This window comes from Microbacterium aerolatum (assembly GCF_007988825.1).
Lineage (GTDB): Bacteria > Actinomycetota > Actinomycetes > Actinomycetales > Microbacteriaceae > Microbacterium > Microbacterium aerolatum.
This window is the reverse complement of sequence record NZ_BJUW01000005.1, coordinates 64,044-84,088: the sequence shown is the minus strand read 5'-3', so window position 1 is coordinate 84,088 and position 20,045 is coordinate 64,044. Positions and strand designations below refer to the sequence as shown.

General features: G+C 68.3%; 17 protein-coding genes. 13 read left to right on the top strand and 4 right to left on the bottom strand.

What is annotated here, in order from left to right:
* The first annotated feature begins 49 nt into the window (after window positions 1-49).
* From MAE01_RS07255 to MAE01_RS07200, 12 genes are read left to right on the top strand one after another with little or no spacing between them, the layout of a single operon-like run.
* Window positions 50-1,117, top strand: a complete 1,068-nt coding sequence (locus MAE01_RS07255) for a Gfo/Idh/MocA family protein (RefSeq protein ID WP_147038890.1) — start codon at window positions 50-52, stop codon at window positions 1,115-1,117.
* A complete protein-coding gene (locus MAE01_RS07250) occupies window positions 1,114-2,109 on the top strand; it encodes an NAD-dependent epimerase/dehydratase family protein (RefSeq protein WP_147038889.1) in 996 nt (331 codons plus the stop codon). The genes MAE01_RS07255 and MAE01_RS07250 overlap by 4 nt, the downstream gene beginning before the upstream one ends.
* Window positions 2,106-3,293, top strand: a complete 1,188-nt coding sequence (locus MAE01_RS07245) for a DegT/DnrJ/EryC1/StrS family aminotransferase (RefSeq protein ID WP_229718072.1) — start codon at window positions 2,106-2,108, stop codon at window positions 3,291-3,293. The genes MAE01_RS07250 and MAE01_RS07245 overlap by 4 nt, the downstream gene beginning before the upstream one ends.
* On the top strand, window positions 3,290-3,916 hold the full coding sequence (locus MAE01_RS07240) for an acetyltransferase (protein ID WP_147038888.1): 627 nt from the start codon (window positions 3,290-3,292) through the stop codon (window positions 3,914-3,916). The genes MAE01_RS07245 and MAE01_RS07240 overlap by 4 nt, the downstream gene beginning before the upstream one ends.
* Window positions 3,913-5,070: a DegT/DnrJ/EryC1/StrS family aminotransferase gene (locus MAE01_RS07235; RefSeq protein ID WP_147038887.1), complete on the top strand. Its 1,158-nt coding sequence runs from the start codon at window positions 3,913-3,915 to the stop codon at window positions 5,068-5,070. The genes MAE01_RS07240 and MAE01_RS07235 overlap by 4 nt, the downstream gene beginning before the upstream one ends.
* Window positions 5,067-6,524, top strand: coding sequence for an oligosaccharide flippase family protein (locus MAE01_RS07230; RefSeq protein WP_147038886.1), 1,458 nt, complete (start codon window positions 5,067-5,069; stop codon window positions 6,522-6,524). The genes MAE01_RS07235 and MAE01_RS07230 overlap by 4 nt, the downstream gene beginning before the upstream one ends.
* A complete protein-coding gene (locus MAE01_RS16170) occupies window positions 6,521-9,046 on the top strand; it encodes a glycosyltransferase (RefSeq protein ID WP_147038885.1) in 2,526 nt (841 codons plus the stop codon). The genes MAE01_RS07230 and MAE01_RS16170 overlap by 4 nt, the downstream gene beginning before the upstream one ends.
* Window positions 8,931-10,235 (top strand): glycosyltransferase family 4 protein, encoded by a 1,305-nt coding sequence (locus tag MAE01_RS07220; protein WP_229718134.1) that lies wholly within the window; start codon window positions 8,931-8,933, stop codon window positions 10,233-10,235. Before MAE01_RS16170 ends, MAE01_RS07220 begins: the two co-directional genes overlap by 116 nt.
* Entirely contained in the window at window positions 10,232-11,803 is a 1,572-nt protein-coding gene (locus MAE01_RS07215) for an acyl-CoA ligase (AMP-forming), exosortase A system-associated (RefSeq protein WP_147038883.1), read from the top strand. Before MAE01_RS07220 ends, MAE01_RS07215 begins: the two co-directional genes overlap by 4 nt.
* Complete coding sequence (locus MAE01_RS07210; RefSeq protein ID WP_147038882.1) at window positions 11,800-13,026, top strand: pyridoxal-dependent decarboxylase, exosortase A system-associated; 1,227 nt, start codon at window positions 11,800-11,802, stop codon at window positions 13,024-13,026. The genes MAE01_RS07215 and MAE01_RS07210 overlap by 4 nt, the downstream gene beginning before the upstream one ends.
* 20 nt (window positions 13,027-13,046) lie before the next feature.
* Window positions 13,047-13,310, top strand: coding sequence for an acyl carrier protein (locus MAE01_RS07205; RefSeq protein WP_147038881.1), 264 nt, complete (start codon window positions 13,047-13,049; stop codon window positions 13,308-13,310).
* A gap of 12 nt (window positions 13,311-13,322) precedes the next feature.
* The gene (locus MAE01_RS07200; RefSeq protein WP_147038880.1) at window positions 13,323-15,068 is read left to right on the top strand and encodes an asparagine synthetase B family protein; all 1,746 of its coding nucleotides are present in this window, start codon (window positions 13,323-13,325) and stop codon (window positions 15,066-15,068) included.
* Here MAE01_RS07200 and MAE01_RS07195 read toward each other — a convergent pair.
* Genes MAE01_RS07195 through MAE01_RS07180 form a run of 4 tightly spaced genes read right to left on the bottom strand, consistent with a single transcriptional unit; the run spans window position 15,055 to window position 19,371 of the window.
* Complete coding sequence (locus MAE01_RS07195) at window positions 15,055-16,257, bottom strand: glycosyltransferase family 4 protein (RefSeq protein WP_147038879.1); 1,203 nt, start codon at window positions 16,255-16,257, stop codon at window positions 15,055-15,057. The genes MAE01_RS07200 and MAE01_RS07195 overlap by 14 nt on opposite strands.
* 11 nt (window positions 16,258-16,268) lie before the next feature.
* The gene (locus tag MAE01_RS07190) at window positions 16,269-17,168 is read right to left on the bottom strand and encodes a glycosyltransferase (protein WP_186806161.1); all 900 of its coding nucleotides are present in this window, start codon (window positions 17,166-17,168) and stop codon (window positions 16,269-16,271) included.
* A 2-nt stretch (window positions 17,169-17,170) separates the two neighbouring features.
* Window positions 17,171-18,484, bottom strand: coding sequence for an O-antigen ligase family protein (locus MAE01_RS07185; RefSeq protein WP_147038877.1), 1,314 nt, complete (start codon window positions 18,482-18,484; stop codon window positions 17,171-17,173).
* Entirely contained in the window at window positions 18,481-19,371 is an 891-nt protein-coding gene (locus MAE01_RS07180) for a YveK family protein (protein WP_186806160.1), read from the bottom strand. Before MAE01_RS07180 ends, MAE01_RS07185 begins: the two co-directional genes overlap by 4 nt.
* Between MAE01_RS07180 and MAE01_RS07175 the strand changes: the two genes are divergently transcribed.
* Window positions 19,364-20,011 carry a hypothetical protein gene (locus tag MAE01_RS07175; protein WP_186806159.1) on the top strand — a complete coding sequence of 216 codons (648 nt, stop codon included), beginning with the start codon at window positions 19,364-19,366 and terminating at the stop codon, window positions 20,009-20,011. The two genes, MAE01_RS07180 and MAE01_RS07175, sit on opposite strands and share 8 nt — an antisense overlap.
* The last annotated feature ends 34 nt before the right edge of the window (window positions 20,012-20,045 follow it).

Here is a 20,045-nt window from a genome sequence, read left to right as displayed (position 1 = left end):
TGACAACACAACCGTGATGACGCATATCTGGGGAGAAATGAGGGGAATCATGACGGAGAAACTGAACATCGCCGTAGTGGGCGCCGGGTACTGGGGGCCCAATCTGGCACGGAACTTCCGCACCAGCGCCGACTGGAATCTGGCGACGATCTGCGACCTCGACATCGATCGGGCACAGCACGTCGCCGACCAGATCGGCGGAGCACCGGTCACGTCCAGCCTCGACGAGGTGCTGGCCGACCCGGCGGTCGACGCGATCGCGATCGCCACGCCGGCCCGCACGCACCACCCGATCGTGCTGGCGGCGCTCGAGGCCGGCAAGCACGTCATGGTCGAGAAGCCGCTGGCAGATCAGCGACACCGCGGTGAGGACATGGTCGCGCTCGCCGCGGAGCGCGGACTCGTCCTGATGGCCGACCACACGTACTGCTACACGCCGGCCGTGCTGAAGATCCGCGAGCTGGTCGCCGCAGGGGAGCTCGGCGACATCCTCTTCGTCGACAGTGTGCGCATCAACCTGGGCCTCATCCAGCCCGACGTGGACGTCTTCTGGGACCTCGCGCCGCACGACCTGTCCATCATCGACTTCGTGCTTCCCGGCGGTCTCGACACGGCATCCGTCTCCGCCCACGGCGCCGATCCGCTGCGCACCGGCAAGGCCTGCGTCGGGTACCTGGCGATGCCGCTGGTCGGCGGGGCTATGGCCCACATCCACGTCAACTGGCTCAGCCCGACGAAGATCCGGCAGATGGTGATCGGCGGCACCAAGCGCACGCTGGTCTGGGACGACCTGAACCCGCAGCAGCGGATCAGCGTCTACGACCGCGGCGTCGACATCGCCTCCGTCACCAAGTCGGCCTCCGCCGTCGCCCGCGACGCCAACATCTCGTACCGGCTAGGCGACACCTGGTCACCGGCGCTGCCCGAGCGCGAAGCGCTGGGGAACGTCGCCGCCGAGTTCGCCGCCGCGATCCGCGAGGACCGTCCTGCTCGCACCGACGGCGCAGCGGGCCTGCGCGTGCTGTCGGTTCTGGATGCCGCGCAGCGCAGCCTCGCAGCGGGAGGCGCACCCGCACCTCTCACCCTCGACATCCAGCCCGCCAGGAGCGCAGCATGACCGCCATCGAAGGATCCCGCATCCTCGTCACCGGGGGAGCGGGCACGATCGGGTCCACCCTGGTCGACCAGCTGCTCGACGCCGGCGCAGAACACGTCGATGTGCTCGACAACCTCGTGCGCGGCCGCCGCGCCAATCTCGATGACGCCCTCGCCACCGGGCGTGCGACGCTCATCGACGGTGACATCCGTGACGCGCGGGTGGTCGAGGAACTCGTCGCAGGCAAGGACATCGTGTTCCACCAGGCAGCGATCCGCATCACGCAGTGCGCCGAGGAGCCCCGGCTCGCACTCGAGGTGCTGGTCGACGGCACGTTCAACGTCGTCGAGGCCGCCGCCAAGCACCGCGTGGGCAAGCTCATCGCGGCATCCAGCGCCTCCGTCTACGGCATGGCCGAGGAGTTCCCGACCACCGAACGCCACCACCACGAGAACAACGACACCATCTACGGTGCAGCCAAGACCTTCAACGAGGGTCTGGTGCGCAGCTTCCGCGCGATGCAGGGGCTCGACTACGTGCTGCTGCGCTACTTCAACGTGTACGGCCCCCGCATGGACGTGCACGGCCTGTACACCGAGGTGCTCGTGCGATGGATGGAGCGCATCGTCGACGGCAAGCCGCCGCTGATCTTCGGCGACGGCAACCAGACCATGGACTTCGTCTGCGTGCCCGACATCGCCCGCGCGAACGTGCTCGCAGCCCAGAGCGACGTCGTCGAGGGCACCTACAACATCGCCAGCTCCACCGAGACGAGCCTGCTCGAACTCGCCCAGGCGCTGCTGCGTGTGATGGGCTCCGGCCTCGATGTCGAGCACGGGCCAGAACGCGCCGTCAACGGCGTCGTCCGCCGCCTCGCCGACATCACGGCCGCGAAGCGCGATCTCGGCTGGGAGCCGACCGTCGGCCTGGACGAGGGCCTCCGCCGGCTGGTCGAGTGGTGGGCGCCGCTGCGCGACGAGATCGCAGCCGGACGGGCGGTGGATGCAGCATGAGCGAACGCATCAACGTCATGGTCCCCTGGCTCGGCCAGGAGGAGGCGGATGCCGTCGCCGAGGCCATCGCGAGCGGATGGGTGGCCCAGGGGCCGCGCGTCTCGCGCTTCGAGGAGGAGTTCGCCCGCGCGATGGACGCGCCGTTCGGCGTCGCGACCACCAGCTGCACGACCGCGCTGCATCTCGCGCTGATCGTCGCCGGCCTCGGGCAGGGAGATGAGGTCGTCATCCCGTCGTTCTCGTTCATCGCCACGACCAACGCCGTGCGCTACGTGGGCGCGACACCGGTCTTCGCCGATGTGGATGCCGTCACCGGCAACGTCACGGGCGACACGGTCTCCGCGGCACTGACGCCCAGGACCCGCGCGGTCATCATCGTAGACCAGGGCGGAGTGCCCGTCGACCTCGACGACGTCCGCCGGATCACCGACCCGCAGGGGATCGTCGTCGTGGAGGATGCCGCGTGCGGCGCGGGCTCGACGTACAAGGGGCGCCCGGTGGGCGTCGGCGCGGACATCGCCACCTGGTCGTTCCACCCGCGCAAGCTCCTCACCACCGGGGAGGGCGGCATGATCACCACCGCCCGCGAGGACTGGGCGCTGCGCGCGAAGCACCTGCGCGAGCACGCGATGAGCGTCTCGGCCGCAGACCGTCACGCGTCGGTGCTGCCGCCGGCCGAGGAGTACTCCGAGGTGGGCTACAACTTCCGGATGACGGACCTGCAGGCCGCCGTCGGGCTCGTGCAGCTCACGCGTCTGCCCGCCATCGTTGAGCGCCGCCGTGAGATCGCCGCCCGATACCGGGACGCGATCGACGGCATCCCCGGGCTGCGCGCCGTCGCCGACCCGGCGTACGGCACGAGCAATTTCCAGTCCTTCTGGGTGGAGGTCGAGGCGGACTATCCGACCGATCGCGACGGGCTGCTCACCGCGCTCGCCGAGGCCGACATCTCTGCCCGCCGCGGCATCATGGCCGCCCACCGGCAGCCGCCGTACCGCGAGATCACGCCGGCAGCCGGACTTCCCGCTACCGAGCGCCTGACCGACGACACGCTGATCCTGCCGGTGTTCCACGCGCTCAGCGAGGCCGACCAGGATCGTGTCATCACGGTGTTGAAGAACCCCGTGCTGCAGCACCCTGCCCGCGAGCTCGTCGACGCCGGCAGGGAAGGCGCACGAGCATGAGCGAGGGCGTACTGCTCGTGGGGGCGAGCGGACTGGCGCGCGAGGTGATCGCGGCGGGGATGGCCGGGGTCACCGGCATCCTCGACGACGACGCCGACCGTCAGGGCGCCGAGATCGCCGGTGTCCCGGTGGTCGGCAGGGTCGAGGACGCACTCGCCCGCGAGGAGCAGCTCCTGGTGTGCATCGGCCCGAGCGCCACACGCCGACAGGTGGTGCAGCGGCTTCTCGACGCGGGCGTCAGCCCCGATCGGTTCGCGATCTTCGCGGCCCGCTCGGCGCGGATCGGCGCCTCCAGCGACATCGGCGCGGGCAGCATCCTGCTCGACGGTGCCGTCATCACCGCCGATGCGCGGATCGGCTCCCACGTCGTGATCATGCCGAACTGCACCATCACTCACGACGACGTCGTCGACGACTTCGCGACCCTGGCCGCCGGGGTCGCCCTCGGTGGCTCGGTGCGGATCGGCACCGGCGCATACGTGGGCATGAACGCTTCCGTCCGCCAGGGCCTCGCCGTCGGCGAGGACAGCACGGTCGGCATGGGCGCCGTCGTGCTCGCAGACGTACCCGAACGACAGACCTGGGCCGGAGTGCCCGCACAGCAACTGGGAGAACACGAATGAACGTCCCCTTCCTCGACCTCGCCGCGCAGCAGGCGGAGGTCGCAGACGAGGTCATCGCCAGGTGGAAGCAGCAGCTGGGAGCCGCTGCCTTCGTCGGCGGCCCAGAGGTGAACGCGTTCGAGCAGGAGTACGCCGCCTACATCGGCGTGCGCCACGTCGTCGGCGTCTCCAACGGCACGGATGCTCTCGAGCTCGCCTATCGCGCGGTCGGCACGATGCCCGGCGACGAGATCATCATGCCGGCGAACACGTTCATCGCCACGGCCGAGGCCGCGTCGCGGATCGGCGCCGTGCCGGTGTTCGTTGACGTCGACGACGACCACCTGCTGATCGATCCGGCCGCGATCGAGGCTGCGATCACGCCGCGGACGCGGGCGATCGCACCGGTGCACCTGTTCGGGCAGACCGCGCCGATGGAGCAGATCGTCCCGATCGCCGAGCGCCACGGACTCGTGATCGTCGAGGACGCCGCGCAGTCGCAGGGCGCGTCGGGGATCGCCGGTCGTGCCGGATCCATCGGCCGCGTGGCCGCGACGAGCTTCTACCCCGGCAAGAACCTGGGGGCGGCCGGAGATGCCGGCGCGGTCATGACGAACGACCCCGAGATCGCGCACATCGTGCGGAATCTCGGCGGGCACGGCAGCAGCGTCAAGTACGTGCACGACCGGGTCGGCATGAACGCCCGGCTGGATGCCGTGCAGGCCACGGTGCTGCGCGCGAAGCTGCGCCGACTGGACGGCTGGAACGCGGCGCGGGATGCGGCAGCCGGCCGATACGCCGAGCTGCTCGCCGGCATCGACGGGCTCCGGCTCCCGGCCGCGCGAGAGGGCAACGACGACGTCTGGCACCTGTACGTCGTCCGCGTCGACGAGCGCGACCGGGTCATGGCCGAGCTCGACGCGGCCGGTATCGGCGTCGGCGTCCACTACCCGACGCCGGTGCACCTGACCGAGGCGTACCGCTCGCTCGGATACCGGCGCGGGCAGTTCCCGGTCGCGGAGGCGGCGGCGGACAGCATCCTGTCGCTGCCGATGTTCCCGCACCTCACCGAGGCGCAGCAGGAGCGCGTGGCGAGCGTGCTGCAGCGGGCGATCCGGGGCGCGGCCGTTCAGGGAACCGTGGGCGAGGCGAGAGCGGCGCTGGTGACATCATGACGGCGGAGCCGACCGAAGCGTCCGTGACGCAGCGCGCGTCGCGGGCGTTCGGGTGGAGCTTCGGGAACACGCTGTTCCTGAGGCTCGGCACGCTGGCCATCGGCATCGCGCTCGCGCGGATGTTGGGGCCGGAGGAGTTCGGAATCTTCGCCATCGCGACAGTGACGCTGATGGCAGTGCTCAGCTTCAACGAGCTCGGCGTGAGCCTGGCGGTCATCCGCTGGCGCGATGCTCCGGCGGTCATCGCGCCGACCATCAACACGATCGCCGTCGCGAACAGCGCCATTCTCACCGCCGCGGTGTTCTTCGGTGCGCCGTGGATCTCCGCCATGCTCGGCGACGTGCGCGCGGCACCCGTGGTGCAGGTGATTGCCATCTCGATCCTGCTCAACGGCATCGTCGCCACCTCCGCCGCCGTGATGCAGCGCGAATTCATGCAGAAGCAGCGCACGATCGCCGATCAGGCCAACACCTGGCTGGGGGCCGGGCTGTCACTGCTGTTCGTCCTCTTCGGATGGGGTGCGATGAGCCTCGCGATCGGCCGGCTGATCGCGAGCATCGTCTTCGCCGTCATGATCCTGCGCTGGGCGCCTGTGCCGTACCGCTTCGGGTGGGATCCGGCGATCGCACGGCGGCTCTTCAAGTTCGGGCTGCCGCTCGCCGCAGCCAGCATCATCGTCTTCGCCTCCGGGTACGCGGACCAGATGGTGGTCGGATCGGTCCTCGGAGCTCAGGCGCTGGGGTTCTATGTACTCGCGTTCAACCTCGCCACCTGGCCGGTGTCGATCTTCTCGCTGCCGCTGCGTGCGGTCGCTCCCGCGGCGTTCTCGGCGATGAAGACCGAGCCTGAGCGGATGCCGAAGAACTTCGCTCGCATCCTCGCGCTGCTCTCGTGCGTCGCGATTCCGGCATGCCTCGCGCTCAGTGGTGCCGCAGACCCCATCGTGGCGTTCGTGTACGGGGCGGCCTGGCTGTCGGCCGCCGAGCCGCTGCTGTGGCTCGCCGCCCTGGCGGCGCTCAAGATCTGGTTCGAGCTGTCGTACGACTACCTCGTGGTCGCCGGACGGTCGAGCACAGTGCTGATCATCCAGGCAGCCACGTTCGTGGCAGCCCTCCCGCTCATGCTGCTCGTCGCAGAACCGTACGGGGTCGGCGGCGTCGCCGCCGTGCAGTTCGGGGTCGCCGCAGTGATCGCCGCTCCGCTGTATCTCACGAGCCTCGCGCGCATCGGCATCCGAGCGCGCGCCGTCATGGCCGCAGTCGCGCTGCCGCTCTTCGGCAGCCTTCTCACCTGGGGGGTCGGCTGGATGCTGAGCCGCACCCTCGGAGCCCCATTCCTGGCCGCGGCGGCGGCCGGCCTCTTCGCAATGCTCGTGGCCGGTCTGCTGTGCCTGCGGCACCGCGGCGATCTGCGAATTCTGCGCACCGCAGCGCGGGGAGGGGCCACAGCATGAGAATTCTCGTCTACCCCCACGACCTGAACATGGGCGGAAGCCAGACGAACGCGATCGAACTCGCCGCCGCGGTGACGAAGCTCGGCCACGAGTGCATCGTCTACGGGCGCCGGGGGACGCTGTGCGCGCGGGTCGAGGAGCTCGGGCTGGAGTTCATCGAGTCGCCGGACCCTGGGCGTCGGCCGTCGCTGCGCATCGCGCGCGACCTGCAGCGGCTGATCCGCGAGCGTGAGATCGACATCGTGCACGGATACGAGTGGCCTCCGGGGCTGGAGGCGGCGCTCGCCGTCGAGAGCGAGACGGATGTCGCGGCGGTGTGCACCGTGATGTCCATGGCGATCGCGCCGTTCCTGCCGCGATCGATGCCGCTGATCGTCGGGACGCAGCAGATCTCGGCCGTCGAGCAGGTGAAGGGGCGCAGCCGCGTTCACCTGATCGAACCGCCGGTCGATCTAGATCACAACGGGGCTGTCTCGGATGCTGCCGTCTCGGAGTTCCGCGCGACCTGGGGTCCGGGCGAGCTCCCTGTCGTCGTCGTCGTCAGCCGCCTCGTCCCCGAGCTGAAGTCGGAGGGCATCTTCACCGCGATCGAGGCGGCAGCGGAGCTCGACAGCACCACGCCGTTCCAGCTCGTCATCGTCGGCGACGGCAAGGCCCGGCCGGCCATGGAAACCGCCGCGGCACGCGTGAACGATCTGCTGGGGCGACGAGCCGTCGTCTTCACCGGTCAGCTCGACGACCCTCGTGCCGCGTACGCCGCTGCCGACGTCATGCTCGGCATGGGCGGGTCGGCTCTGCGCGCGCTCGCGTTCGCGAAGCCGCTGGTCGTGCAGGGCGAGCTGGGCTACTTCCGCACGCTGAGCGAAGAGACCGCTGATGAATTCCGATGGCAGGGCTGGTACGGCGTGGGTGAGGGCAGGGACTCCGGGCTGCGCAGTCTGACGGCCGAGCTCGCACCGCTGCTGTCCGACCCGCGGTTGCGGGCAGAGCGCGGTGTCTTCGGCCGGCAGGTGGTCGAGGCGTTCTCGCTCGAGCGCGCGGCGCGGCGCCAGCTCGCGATCTATCGCGACGCCCATGCGCGGCGCGGCGAGCAGAAGCGGCAGGTGGCGGAGGCCGTGCGATCGTTCTGCGGGCTCGCGACATATCACGTGCGTCAGCGCATCGATCGGCTGCGAGGCACACAGCGCACGGACGACTTCAACGCCGAACCCGTTGCCGCGGTGCGGTCTGCGGCCCGCCCGACTGCGACCACGACGCCGGACGGCCCGATCCTCTGGTTTCCAGGGGTCGGATGGGACACGCTCGCCGGAACGGACCGTCATCTCGCGATGGAGATCGCCGAGCGGCATCTGATCGTCTGGGTGGACACGCCGCACTCGATCCTGCGCGCCCGCGATCGGGCGGTCCCGGCGGTGACCCAGCCGCACCCGAACATCGTCCGTCTGCGAGCGAGCACATTCGCGGGGGTCCAGCGGCCCTTGCTGCGGGGCCTCGCCAACCGGCGGCGCGCCGCGGCAGCACGCCGTTATCTGGCCGGCGCCGGGTTGGCTCCACGTGCGGTGATCGCCTCGACGACGGCGCCCATGCTCGATCTGGTCGACGGCCTGCCGGGCATGCGGGTGTACTACGCGACCGATGACTACGTAGAAGCCGCCGGAATCTGGGGAGTGAGCCGGCGCTATCTGAGCACCTCGCGCGAGCGCAATCTGCACCGGGCTGATCTGGTGATGTCGGTGACCCGAGAGCTGGGGCGACATCTCCAACGTGGAACCGAGCGGTCGCGCTGGCTCCCCAATGGCGCCGAGCTCGGACGATACGACGGCATCGACGACATCGAGCCGGCGACGGTGGGTCTCGCCCGACCGATCGCCGGTGTGGTCGGGCAGTTCAACGCGCGCACCGACCTGGACTACCTGCGCGCGGTGCGCGACGAAGGGCTGAGCCTGTTGCTGGTCGGGCCGCGCTGGTTCACCTCGCAGGCGGACGACGAGGCATTCGACGACCTGATCGCCGACCCCGGCGTGCGATGGATCGACCAGCTTCCGCCGGATCAGCTCCCGCCCTACCTGCGGGCGATGGACGTCGGGCTCACGCCCTACCGCGACACCGTCTTCAACCGGCGCAGCTTCCCGCTGAAGACGGTGGAGTACCTCGCAGCCGGTGTGCCGGTGGTGACCACGGAGGTCGCCTCGCCGGAGGGGCTGGACGAGCGCTGGGTGCAGACGGCGAGGACGCCGGGGGAGTTCGCGGCGCTCGCCGCGAGGGTCGCCAGGGCGCCGATAGACAGTGCGGAGATCAGACGCGCAGCCGGCGTACACGGCTGGGATGCAAGAGCGATCGAGCTTCAGATGTGGCTCGGGATGAGGGGGAGACATGAAGAGGGAGAACACACGCGCACCGCACGTGATGATCATCGTGCAGAACCTGCCGGTTCCGCTGGATCGCCGGGTGTGGCTGGAGTGCCAGGCGCTCATCGCGAGGGGGTATCGAGTCAGCGTCATCTGTCCCAAAGGGCCGGGTGATCCTGCTCGCCAGACTATCGACGGCGTCGACATCTTCAAGTACGCGCCTGCCGCCGAGGCCGAGGGTTTCCTCGGGTTCGCGTGGGAGTTCGCGTACAGCTGGGTGCGCACCGCGTGGCTGTCGCTGATGGTGTGGCGGCGGCGGCCGTTCGACATTATCCAGGCGTGCAATCCGCCGGACACCTACTGGCTGCTCGCGCTGCTCTGGCGCGTCCGCGGGGTGAAGTTCGTGTTCGATCACCACGACCTCAACCCTGAGCTGTTCATCTCGCGCTTCGGCCAGCCGACCGGGATCGCGCAGAGACTGCAGTTCCGAGCCCTCAGATGGCTCGAGCGGCGCTCGTTCCGCACTGCGGAGCGCGTGATCTCGACGAACGAGTCGTACCGTGCGATCGCGATGCGCCGTGGCGGGCGACGCCCCGGGCATGTGACGGTCGTCCGCAGCGGACCGGACACTCGCAGGATGCGACCGATCCACCCGGCGCACCCGCGCCCGGCTGAAGGCATCGACCTCGCGTATCTTGGCATCATGGGGCCGCAGGACGGTGTCGACCAGGTGCTTCTCGTCATGGACGAGCTCGTCCATCGGCGCGGCCGGACGAACGTCACTGCGACGCTGCTCGGGTTCGGAGACTGCCTCGAAGATCTCAAGACGCAGTCGACCCGACTCGGGCTTGACGACCATGTCACGTTCACCGGACGCGTCGACCGCGTCGCGATCGCGGAGTACCTCAGCCGCGCCGATATCGGGTTGTGTCCCGACCTGAAGACGCCGCTGAACGACCTGTCGACCATGAACAAGACCATGGAGTACATGGCCTACGGCCTGCCGGCAGTGTCGTTCGACCTCGTCGAGACGCGCGTCTCGGGCGGCGATTGTCTGCTGTACGCGCCGTCCGGCGACATCCAGGCGTTCGCGGATGCCGTCGAGAAGCTCATCGACGACCCCGAACTGCGCGTCCGGCTCGGCCGGCAGGGGCGAGAGCGCGTTTCGACAGAGCTCGACTGGCGCCCGCAGGCAGAGGCGTACGTGGCGGTGTACGACGAGGTGTCCGGCTTCTCGCGTCCAGGGCCCGCCGTGCCCGTTGACGGCGAGAACCCGGTCGAGGACGCGCAGGGCAGGCGCTACGTCGACCTCGGCGATGCGGACGAGTTCGATCGCTTCCTGCGGGAGCGGCGGGCGTCATGACCATTCGCATGCACATCCACGACCTGCTCGGTCAGAACGCCGCGCTTCGAGCGGACGCGCCCGCGCTGACGTATGGCGACGCGACGGTCGGATACGGTCAGCTCTGGAACGAGGTCCGCACGGTCGCCGAGCGACTCTCGGCACTGGGGCTGAGCCGCGGCGATCGGGTCGCGATCTACCTCGAGAAGCGCGTTGAATCGGTGACGAGCATGTTTGCGGCATCCCTCGCCGGCGGCGTCTTCGTGCCGATCAACCATGTGCTCAAATCGCTCCAGGTCGACCACATCCTCCGCGACAGCGGAGCGCGGGTTCTCGTGACTTCGGCGGACCGGCTCGACCGCCTCACCGATGCACTCGCTGGCAGCGCCGTGGTGGACGTGATCGTCATCGGTGCTGAGGACTCCGGCATGATCGGCGACGGCATCTTCGTCCACCCGTGGCCCACGATGACGCCGACGACTCAGCTTGATCCGTCGGCCCCGCCGACGATCGACATCGACCCCGCGGCGATCCTTTACACCTCGGGGAGCACAGGACGCCCCAAGGGTGTCGTTCTCAGCCAGCGCAACCTGATCGTCGGCGCGGAGAGCGTCAGCAGCTACCTCGGCAATACGCCCGACGATGTGATCCTCAGCGTCCTGCCGTTGAGCTTCGACGCCGGTCTCAGTCAGGTGACGACGGCGTTCGCCGTCGGTGCGCACTGTGTACTGATGAACTACCTGCTGCCGCAGGACGTGCCGAAGTTGTGCGCTCGGCACGGCGTCACCGGTATCACCGGTGTTCCCCCGTTGTGGATGCAGATCGCCGACGCGACGTGGCCCGTCGAGGTCGCGAACCACCTGCGCTACTGGGCCAACACCGGCGGGCGGATGCCGCGGACGGTACTCGCCCGGCTGCGCGAGGTCTTCACCTCCGCTGAGCCCTTCCTCATGTACGGACTCACCGAGGCGTTCCGCTCGACGTATCTGGACCCGGCCGAGATCGACCGTCGCCCTGATTCGATCGGAAAGGCCATCCCGAACGCCGAAATCCTCGTCCTGCGTCCTGACGGCACGCGCTGCGCTTCAGGGGAGGAGGGCGAGCTCGTACACCGCGGCGCCCTGGTGGCACTCGGGTACTGGAACGATCCGGAGCGGACCGCCGAGCGGTACCGTCCGCTGTCTCATCCCGATCAACCCTGGCGCGCACCGGAGATGGCGGTCTGGTCAGGTGACATGGTCAGGGCCGACGAGGACGGCTTTCTCTACTTCGTCGGCAGGACGGACGACATGATCAAGACCTCCGGGTACCGGGTCAGCCCCACCGAGATCGAGGAGGCCGCCTACGGCACCGGCATGGTGCGCGACGCGGTGGCACTGGGGATCGAGGAGCCCGGTATCGGGCACCGGATCGTGCTCGTCGTATCGGGGAAGGACGGTGGCCTTGACGTCGCCGCCCTGCGGACGGCACTGCGGCGCACGCTGCCGCTTTACATGGTGCCGGCGCAGATCCAGACACGCGACGAGCTACCGAGATCGCCCAACGGAAAGTTCGACCGCAACCTCATGAAGGCACAGGTGAACGCATGACGCCCGACGAGCACGTCGCCATGTTCGGCACCGTCGACGGTGAGCTGCGCGTGGGCGGGATGCCGCTGTCCAGACTGGCTGCGCGAGTCGGCTCCACGCCGTTCTTCGCCTACGACCGTTCGTTGCTCGACGGACGGATCGACAGGCTTCGCGCCGCTCTACCGGAGCGCGTCGAGCTGAGCTACGCCATGAAGGCGAACCCGATGCCGGCGGTGGTCCAGCACCTGTCAAAGCGCGTCGATCGCATCGACGTCGCGTCGGCACTGGAGATGCAGGCGGCGCTCGACACGACGATCCGACCCGAGCAGATCAGTTTCGCCGGTCCTGGCAAGGCTCCGGCCGAGATCCACCAGGCGGTCGCCGCGGGGGTGATCATCGAGGTCGAGTCGACTACGGAGATCGGGCGCGTCATCGCGGCCGGGGACGCCCTCGGCATCACGCCGCGGATCGCCGTACGCGTCAACCCGGACTTCGCCGTCAAGGGATCGGGCATGCGCATGGGGGGCGGTCCGCAGCAGTTCGGAATCGACGCCGAGCAGGTTCCGGCCGTGCTCGAGGAATACCGCGATGCCGGTCTCGACATCCTCGGGTTTCATGTGTTCGCCGGCTCGCAGAATCTCAATGCGGCGATCATCGCCGAGGCGCAGGAGCGCACCGTCGACCTGGTCTCGTCCCTGGCCGAGCACCTGCGTACGCCACCGCGTTACGTGAACCTCGGCGGCGGATTCGGCATCCCTTACACCGAGAAGGACCGGCCGCTCGACCTCGACGCCGTCGCTGACGGACTGCGTGCGCTGATCGATGGCCCGCTGGCGCAGCGTCTGCCGGACGCGACGCCCGTGATCGAGTTGGGCAGGTACCTCGTCGGTGAGAGCGGTGTCTATGTGACGCGAGTACTGGACCGCAAGGTGTCGCGGGGCCGGACGTATCTAGTCGTAGACGGAGGTATGCACCATCAGCTGGCGGCATCCGGCAACTTCGGTCAAGCGATCCGGCGCAACTACCCGCTCGTCGTCGGCAACCGCGCGGATGCCGCCGGCGTCGACGGTGCGACGGTCGTCGGCTGCCTGTGCACGCCGCTCGATCTTCTCGGCGACGATGTCGCCCTGCCCGATGCGGGCATCGACGACCTCATCGTGATATTTCAGCAGGGTGCGTACGGGCTGACCGCCAGCCCGACCGCCTTCCTGGGGCATCCGGCACCTGCGGAGGTGCTGGTGTGAACACTGACGAAAGGATGACCATGACCACCACAGCAACCATGGACGACGTGCGTGCCGTGCTGATCGGTGCACTCGAGCTCACGCTGACGCCCGAGGAGTTGAATCAGGACACGCCGTTGTTCGGCGCTCTGCCCGAGTTGGACTCGTTCGGAGTCGTCGCGCTCGTCGGCGCTCTCGAGGATCGTTTCGACATCACGATCGAAGACGACGAGTTCGGCGCGGAGCTCTTCGAGACTGTCGGCTCGCTGACGGAGTTCGTCGACGCCAAGCGTGCAGCCGGCTGACGAGGCCAGAGCATGGATCCGATGCGGGCACGCGATCTGCCCGGTTTCGTCGCCCGCGCCGAACCGCTGCGCTCCTCAGCGACGGCGTCCGGCGTTGCCTCCGACCGCGCGCGACTGACCACCTGGGGGGATCAGGCGCATCCGGAAGGGGCCACCCAGCTGCTCTCCCCGGTGGTGCGGCGCACCTCAGGGATGGTCGACGAGGCGACAGTGGATGCGGAGATGCGAAGTCATCCGGAATCGCTGAGGGACTTGCTGCCGCCGTTCGCTGCGATGCAGAGCGGCGACGACGGCGTCACGATGGTCGCGGATTCGATGGGTTTCCGGCAGCTCTATCACTCGACGCCGGGCTCGGGCGCGCACGTGGTCATGGCCAGTTCGGCTCTCGCGGCCGCCCGCGAGGCCGGAGGAGGCCTCGACGAAGTGGCTCTGGGCAATCAGTCGCTGCTGGGTTGGCAGCTGGGGCAGCGCACCCTGTTCAAGCGGGTGTGCAAACTGGAACCGGGCGCTGTCGCGCGTCTTCACGACGGACACCTGCAGATCGACGGCCCGCCCCGCTTGCACGATGAGCGAACGCAGAGTGACGACATCTCGCTGCCGGACGCCGTGCGCCAGGCCGCCTCGCTGATGCGGGCATCGTTGACCGCGCTGCTCGATGACCACCCCGATGCGGTCCTGCAGCTCACCGGCGGTCTCGACTCGCGACTGCTGCTGAGCGCGATCCCCGTGTCGAGGCGGCGGGGACTTCGGGCAATGACCCTCGGTGTGCCGCACAGCGGCGACGTCGAGATCGCGAGCGACATCTCCGAACGCTACGGCATCGACCACGAAGTGCGCGGTCTCGCTGACCTCGCCGAGGTGACGCCCGCCGACGCCTGGACGTTGTCGCAAGATGCGGCGCGGCGGGTGGATGCGATGTGCGATCCGATAGCGCTCGCCGCCTTGGGGCTGGCGGAGCAGTCGTTCCCGCAGGGCGTACGGATCTCGGGCCTCGGCGGCGAAGTCGCCAGGGGCTTCTACTACACCGGTCGCGTGGCCGACAGGCCGTATACCCGCGAGGACGCAGCGAGGCTCGCCGGCTGGCGGATGTTCGTGAACGACGCCGTCGAGCCGGGCCTCCTCACCGACGCTTTCTCCGCCTGGGCGCGTGATACCGCCGAGGGCGAGGTGCACCACGCTCTCCTCGCGGGTGGCGCAGAATGGTTCCGCGCGACCGACGACCTGTACCTGCGTCATCGGATGCAGCGGTGGGCGGGGGCGACCGACACCGCAGTGAGCACCCAGCGCACGGTACTCAATCCGATGCTCGACTCTGCTTTCCTCGACCTCGCCACCCGTCTGCGTCCGCAGGACAAGGCGCAGTCGCGGTTCCTTTCGCTGCTGCAGATGGAACTCGACCCCGACCTCGGGCGGATGCCGCTCGAAGGCCGCCCGTCACCGGCGGAATACGCACATCCCTCGGCCTGGTGGCCGTTCGCACAGGGAGCTGCCACAGCGAGCAAGTTCGCCAAGAAGGCCGTCCAGCGTCTGCGCCGCGGCAACCGGCCTCCGGCAGGAGGTGAACTGCTCGCCGCCAAAGTTCTCGAGTACTGGCGTGCGCACCCGGAGGTCGTCGCCGGACTGTCCGGGTTCGCCTTCATCGAACAGGGCTTGCTGGCCCAGGTGCTCGACGGCGACCGTGAACTGCGTCCGAGTTCGGTGGCACTGCTCACCAACCTCATCGTCGCCGTCGATCAGGGGGCGATCAGCGCAGGCTGATCTCGTCGTAGATCCGGTCCATGCGCTCGACGCGCTGTGGCCAGAGGTGCGTGGCGAGCGCCAGCCGTCGCCCCGCGTCGCCCATCGCAAGCCGTCGTGAAGGATCCTCCACGAGCGCACGCACGGCCGCTGCGCAGTCGGCGGCCAGCTGTTGCGGTGATTCGGAGGCAAGCAGGATCGCGCACGTCTGGTCGACGTTCGCGCCTGGGCCGCCACGCCGGCACACGATCACGGGCAACCCCCAGGACATTGCCTCGAGGCTCACATTCCCGCCGGGCTCGCGGTAGCTGGGGAATACGAAGATGTCGGCACGCTGGTAGAACTCATCGACGGTCTCGCGCGGGACGGCCCCATGCAGGGTGATGCGATCACCGAGTCCGAGCTCCGTGATCAGCTCCTCGCAGGCGCTGCGGTCGTTGCCATCGCCGAGTACGTCGAGTGTGACGTCCAGGTCGTTCAGCGCGCTCATTGCACGGATCACATCCCGCAAGCCCTTCGTGCGCACGATGCGACCGACATGCAGCAGGCGAACCGGACGGGTCTGCGTCCGATCGACGGGGTCATGCACTTCGATCACGGCGGTCTCGCTCATGATCTCGAATCTCTTCACACGCACATCGGAGAGGAATTCGCGCACATAGTCCGCCACGCCGACGACGACATCCGCGGACTCGTAGGTGCGGCGCAGCAATCGATCGTGTCGCATCCGCCACGTGTCCAGGCCACGCAGCCGCTGGTACCAGGACGTCGCCCCCTCTTCCTCCACGAAGCCGGCGGGCGAGGTGAGACTCCCGCCGACCGGACCGATCACCAGGGGGATTCCGAGCCCCGCAGCCGGTGAGGGATAGCGCATCGCGACCGGCACGACCTGATGTGCGACGTCGAAGCTCTCACCAGAGTCCAGGGCTCGCCGTATCCAGCGACGCGCGCGCATGTGGAACGGTACGTATCCGGGCTGCAGCAGGCTGTTGAACCGCTCGAACCTTCCGACTCCTGGCGGCTCCGCCCACTCGATCACGCGGGCGTCGGGGAGCTGCTGGGACATCGGGGTGTGGCCGCGCTTGTACGTGGTCAGGATGGTCAGATCGTGGCGCGCGGCCAGCCGCGTCGCCCATTGCGCGGCAACCCAGGCTTCGCCGACGTCCTCCCCGTCGCACGCCGGTGCGATCATCAGCACGCTCTTCGACATGTGCTCGCCTCTCACCGCGGAAGGATGCTGTCGCTCGCGTTGAGCATCGGCGGTCGGAGCGACGGGCGCAGGAGCGCGCGTACGGTCGGCCGTGACCGGTCATGTCCGAAGAGCGCGCGCCGCATCTCGGTGAGGACCGTGAGCCCGTAGTAGATCGCCGCCCGGAGCGTTCCTGTCCGGCGCCGGTACAGGCGGATGCGGTTGATCTGCTTCATCATGTGGGTGGTCGCGCTCTCGCCAGACCCGCCGCCGATGTGCATCGCCCCGGAATCGGGGGTGTACACGGTCGCCCAGCCGATGTCCTTCGCCCGCAGACTGAAGTCGGTCTCCTCGGAGTAGAGGAAGTACGTCTCGTCGAGTCCGTCCACGGCGTCGTAACAGCGGCGGTCGACGAGAAGGATCGCACCGACGGCCCATTCCACCTCGTGTTCGGTCTCGTACGCCGAAGGATCCTCGATCCGTTCTGTGAAGGCGGCGAGCCCCGTGAAGCTCAGTCCGCCCACGCGTGCCATCGTCGGACCGCGGCGCAGAGTGGGAGACAGCGTGCCGTCCTCCTCGCGGACCCGAGGAGCGACGACGCCGACGCCCGGTCGCTCGAGCACGCGCAGCATCGCAGGCACCGAGTCGGCGTCGAGTTCCGCGTCCGGATTGAGGATGAGGATGGTGCGGGCCTCGGGAGAGGCGCGGACTGCACGATTCATGCCGGCCGCGTATCCGTCATTGACGGATTCGACCGCGATGCAGTCGGTGCGCGCTCGCAGCAGCTCCATCGTGCCGTCTGTCGAGCCGTTGTCGACGACGACGACGGAGTAGGTCAGATCGCCCATCGCGGCGGGGATGCTGTCCAGCAGGCCGGCGACGTGCTCCTCGCTGTTGTAGGTGACGACGACGGCGGCGACATCCACGGTCATTCTCATGCTCCTCGGTCGAAGGTGGGAATCGCATCCGTCTGCTGGATGCGTCGCAGTGCGCCGGCGAGCCCGAGCACGAAGAAAAGAGTCCCCATCGACATGGGGAACGCGAAGGCGTCGAACATGAACAGGCAGGTGAAACCAGCGCAGATCGATGCGGCGAGAGCAACCGTGAGGTCCTTGGTCCGATCATCCTCGAGCCGTCGACGCAGTCTCAGCGTCGCGATCACGGCGGTCACGCCCACTGCGAGGAACGCCAATGTGCCGACGACTCCGACGGTCACCAGCAGCAGCAGGTACTGATTGTCGAAGATCCGGTACTTCGGCAGGAAGGTGCCCAGCCCGCGTCCGAAGAACGGATTCTGCGCGATGAACTCGAAGGCGAGCGAGAAGCTGTCGGTGCGCGAGGCGATGCTGGGGTCCTCGTCGGCACCGGCGAAGAGTCCGACGATCGAGTCCACGAACCGGGGGGCGATCAGGAATCCGGCGAGGACCCCGGCCAGGCCGAACATCATGACACGCAGTCTGCGTGCTGCAGTCCAGCCGACCATGCAGATCGCAACCGCGATGAGCGCCCCGAGATAGGCGGAGCGCGAGGACGTGAGGGGGATGATCGCGCATACCGCGGCCGCAGGCAGCCACCGGATGAGGAATCGGCGATGAGTGTGGTGGAAGCCGACATGCAGGACGAGCGGCAGCATCATCGTGAGAACCACGCCGTACTCGATCGGGTGGATCGAGGTGCCCGCAGGTCGGGGGTAGCCGCCACGGGTCGTCAGGCCGTACGGGGGCGCGCTGCTCAGCCCAGGGATCGAGAGCTGATCGACCCACAACTGGCGGGTAGCGAGCTGCAGGAGACCCAGGGCGGCGATGAGGCCACCGCAGACCGCGAACCGCCAGATGAGCGTGTCGAGTCGGCTGCGTTCATGGATGCCGTCGTGGGTGAGCAGCAGCGTCCCGGTCCAGGATGCGAGAGCGATGAGTGCGACGTCGGCGGGGCTCACCTCGTCTGGGCTCATCGGCCGTGACATCGCCAGGACGTAAGAGACGCCCACACAGAACAGCAGGAACCCGAGAGCGATGCGGATCGGCTGAGGGCCCAGATCCACGCGTCGGAGAGCCGTGAGGAACAGGAACCCCCACAGCAGGAGGCTGCACAGCCCGAAGATCATTGATGGCGCACCCGCGCTGCCCAGCGGACCCACGATCAGGCGGGAAGGGATGAAGAGCAAGAGGACGATGTACAGCGTCAGCCAGCCGACGGCATCCACCTGCGTGGTCCTGTGCAGCGGAGTGTGGGGCAGGAGGACGCTCAAGGCTCCCGCCCGGCGGAGGCGGAGACCGGGACCTGTTCGTCGGACGCCTCCGGAGGCAGTACGTCCTCCTCCTTCGGCGTCTTGTTCTTCTTCGACGCCTTGGACGCCGTGCTCTTCATAGCCCGCTCCGGCTGCTTCGGGAGCTCGCCGCTCTGCCGAAGCTGGCGGCGTCGAATCAGCCCGTCCAGCGCGAATGCGGTGATGCACGTCGCGGCGATGCCCACCACGAGGGCGGCGATCATCATCCGGATCGTGCCGCTCATGCTCCGTTCGGCCTTCTGATCGACGGTGAGGGGGATCGACGTGATCACGGCATCGGCGGGGGCGTCGACCTGATCTTGGAGAGCAGCGAGTTCGATCGGGATCCGGTCGGTGATGAAGGCAAGGGTGTCGAGGGCTTTCTCATTGCTCGTGTCGGTCACGTCCACGGCGATCACTGGACCGCGAGTCGAGTCGTCGATGCCCACGACGTACTGCGCGGTCTCCGACTGCTCCTTGACTTCTTCTCGGGCAGGCGCGCTGCTGAAGTAGGCGACGAGGATACCGGCGGGCTGCTCCAGTCCGTCGAGCGTCAGGAAAGGGTTGCCTCCCTCTCCCACTGCCGTTTCAGATGGCAGCAGCAGCACCAGCGCTCGCGCGTTGTACTCCGGTGGCGTCGTGAGATACGCGCCCACCGTGAGGCCCGCCGTCACGATCGCGCCGATCAGGACGACATACCACCGGCGCCCCAGCGCACGGATGACATCGAGTACCAAGAGCTTCCCCTCCCCCTTGGGCCGCATCTCTTCATAGAAACACGGACTATCAAGTAGTGTAATGCCCGGGGCGCACATGACACTCTGGGAACTTGTCCGGGCTTTGGTCCGCAACTGGCCGATCTTGCTCATCGGCGCTGTGCTCACCGCGGGGAGCGGTCTGGCCGCTGTCAGTGCCGACGGTGTTCACTTCACCCGCACGGAGCTGGTGTTCCTTGCGCCGACCAGTGCGCTGTACCCCAACGCGCTGCGCACGCAGTCGGAAGACATCATCATCACCGCCGGCCTGGTCGCCAAACAGGTCACCGGGCCGGAGAAGATCACCAAGTTCGCCTCGCCGGACGTGACGCTCGTCGGTCTCGGCGTTCGTGACGGCTGGTCGCTCCGTCTTCCGGACACCGGTGGACAGTGGGCCACAAACTTCGCGACCCAGCGGCTGTTCCTCGACATCGTCGGCCCCTCGGAGGAGCGGGTGCGGGAACAGCAGAGCGCGCTGATCGAAGAGGTCGATCAGGAGCTCGAAGCCCTGCAGCGCGAGCGCGGGGTCGATCCGGTCAACGACATCACCATGATCACGGCCCCGCAGTCGACGACGATCTACTCGGTCGGGGTGAACAAGGCGCGTGCACTGGGAATGACGGCCGTGCTCGGGATCGGTGCGACCATCGCGGCGGTCATCTTCAGGGAGTACCTGCGACGGCGGAGGAGAAGCGGCAGCTCGTCGGAAGACGCCACAGCAGAGGCGGTCCCCGAACCGGTGACAGCGTCATGACGGGGGATGCCGGTACCGAGGCCGTTGTGAAGCG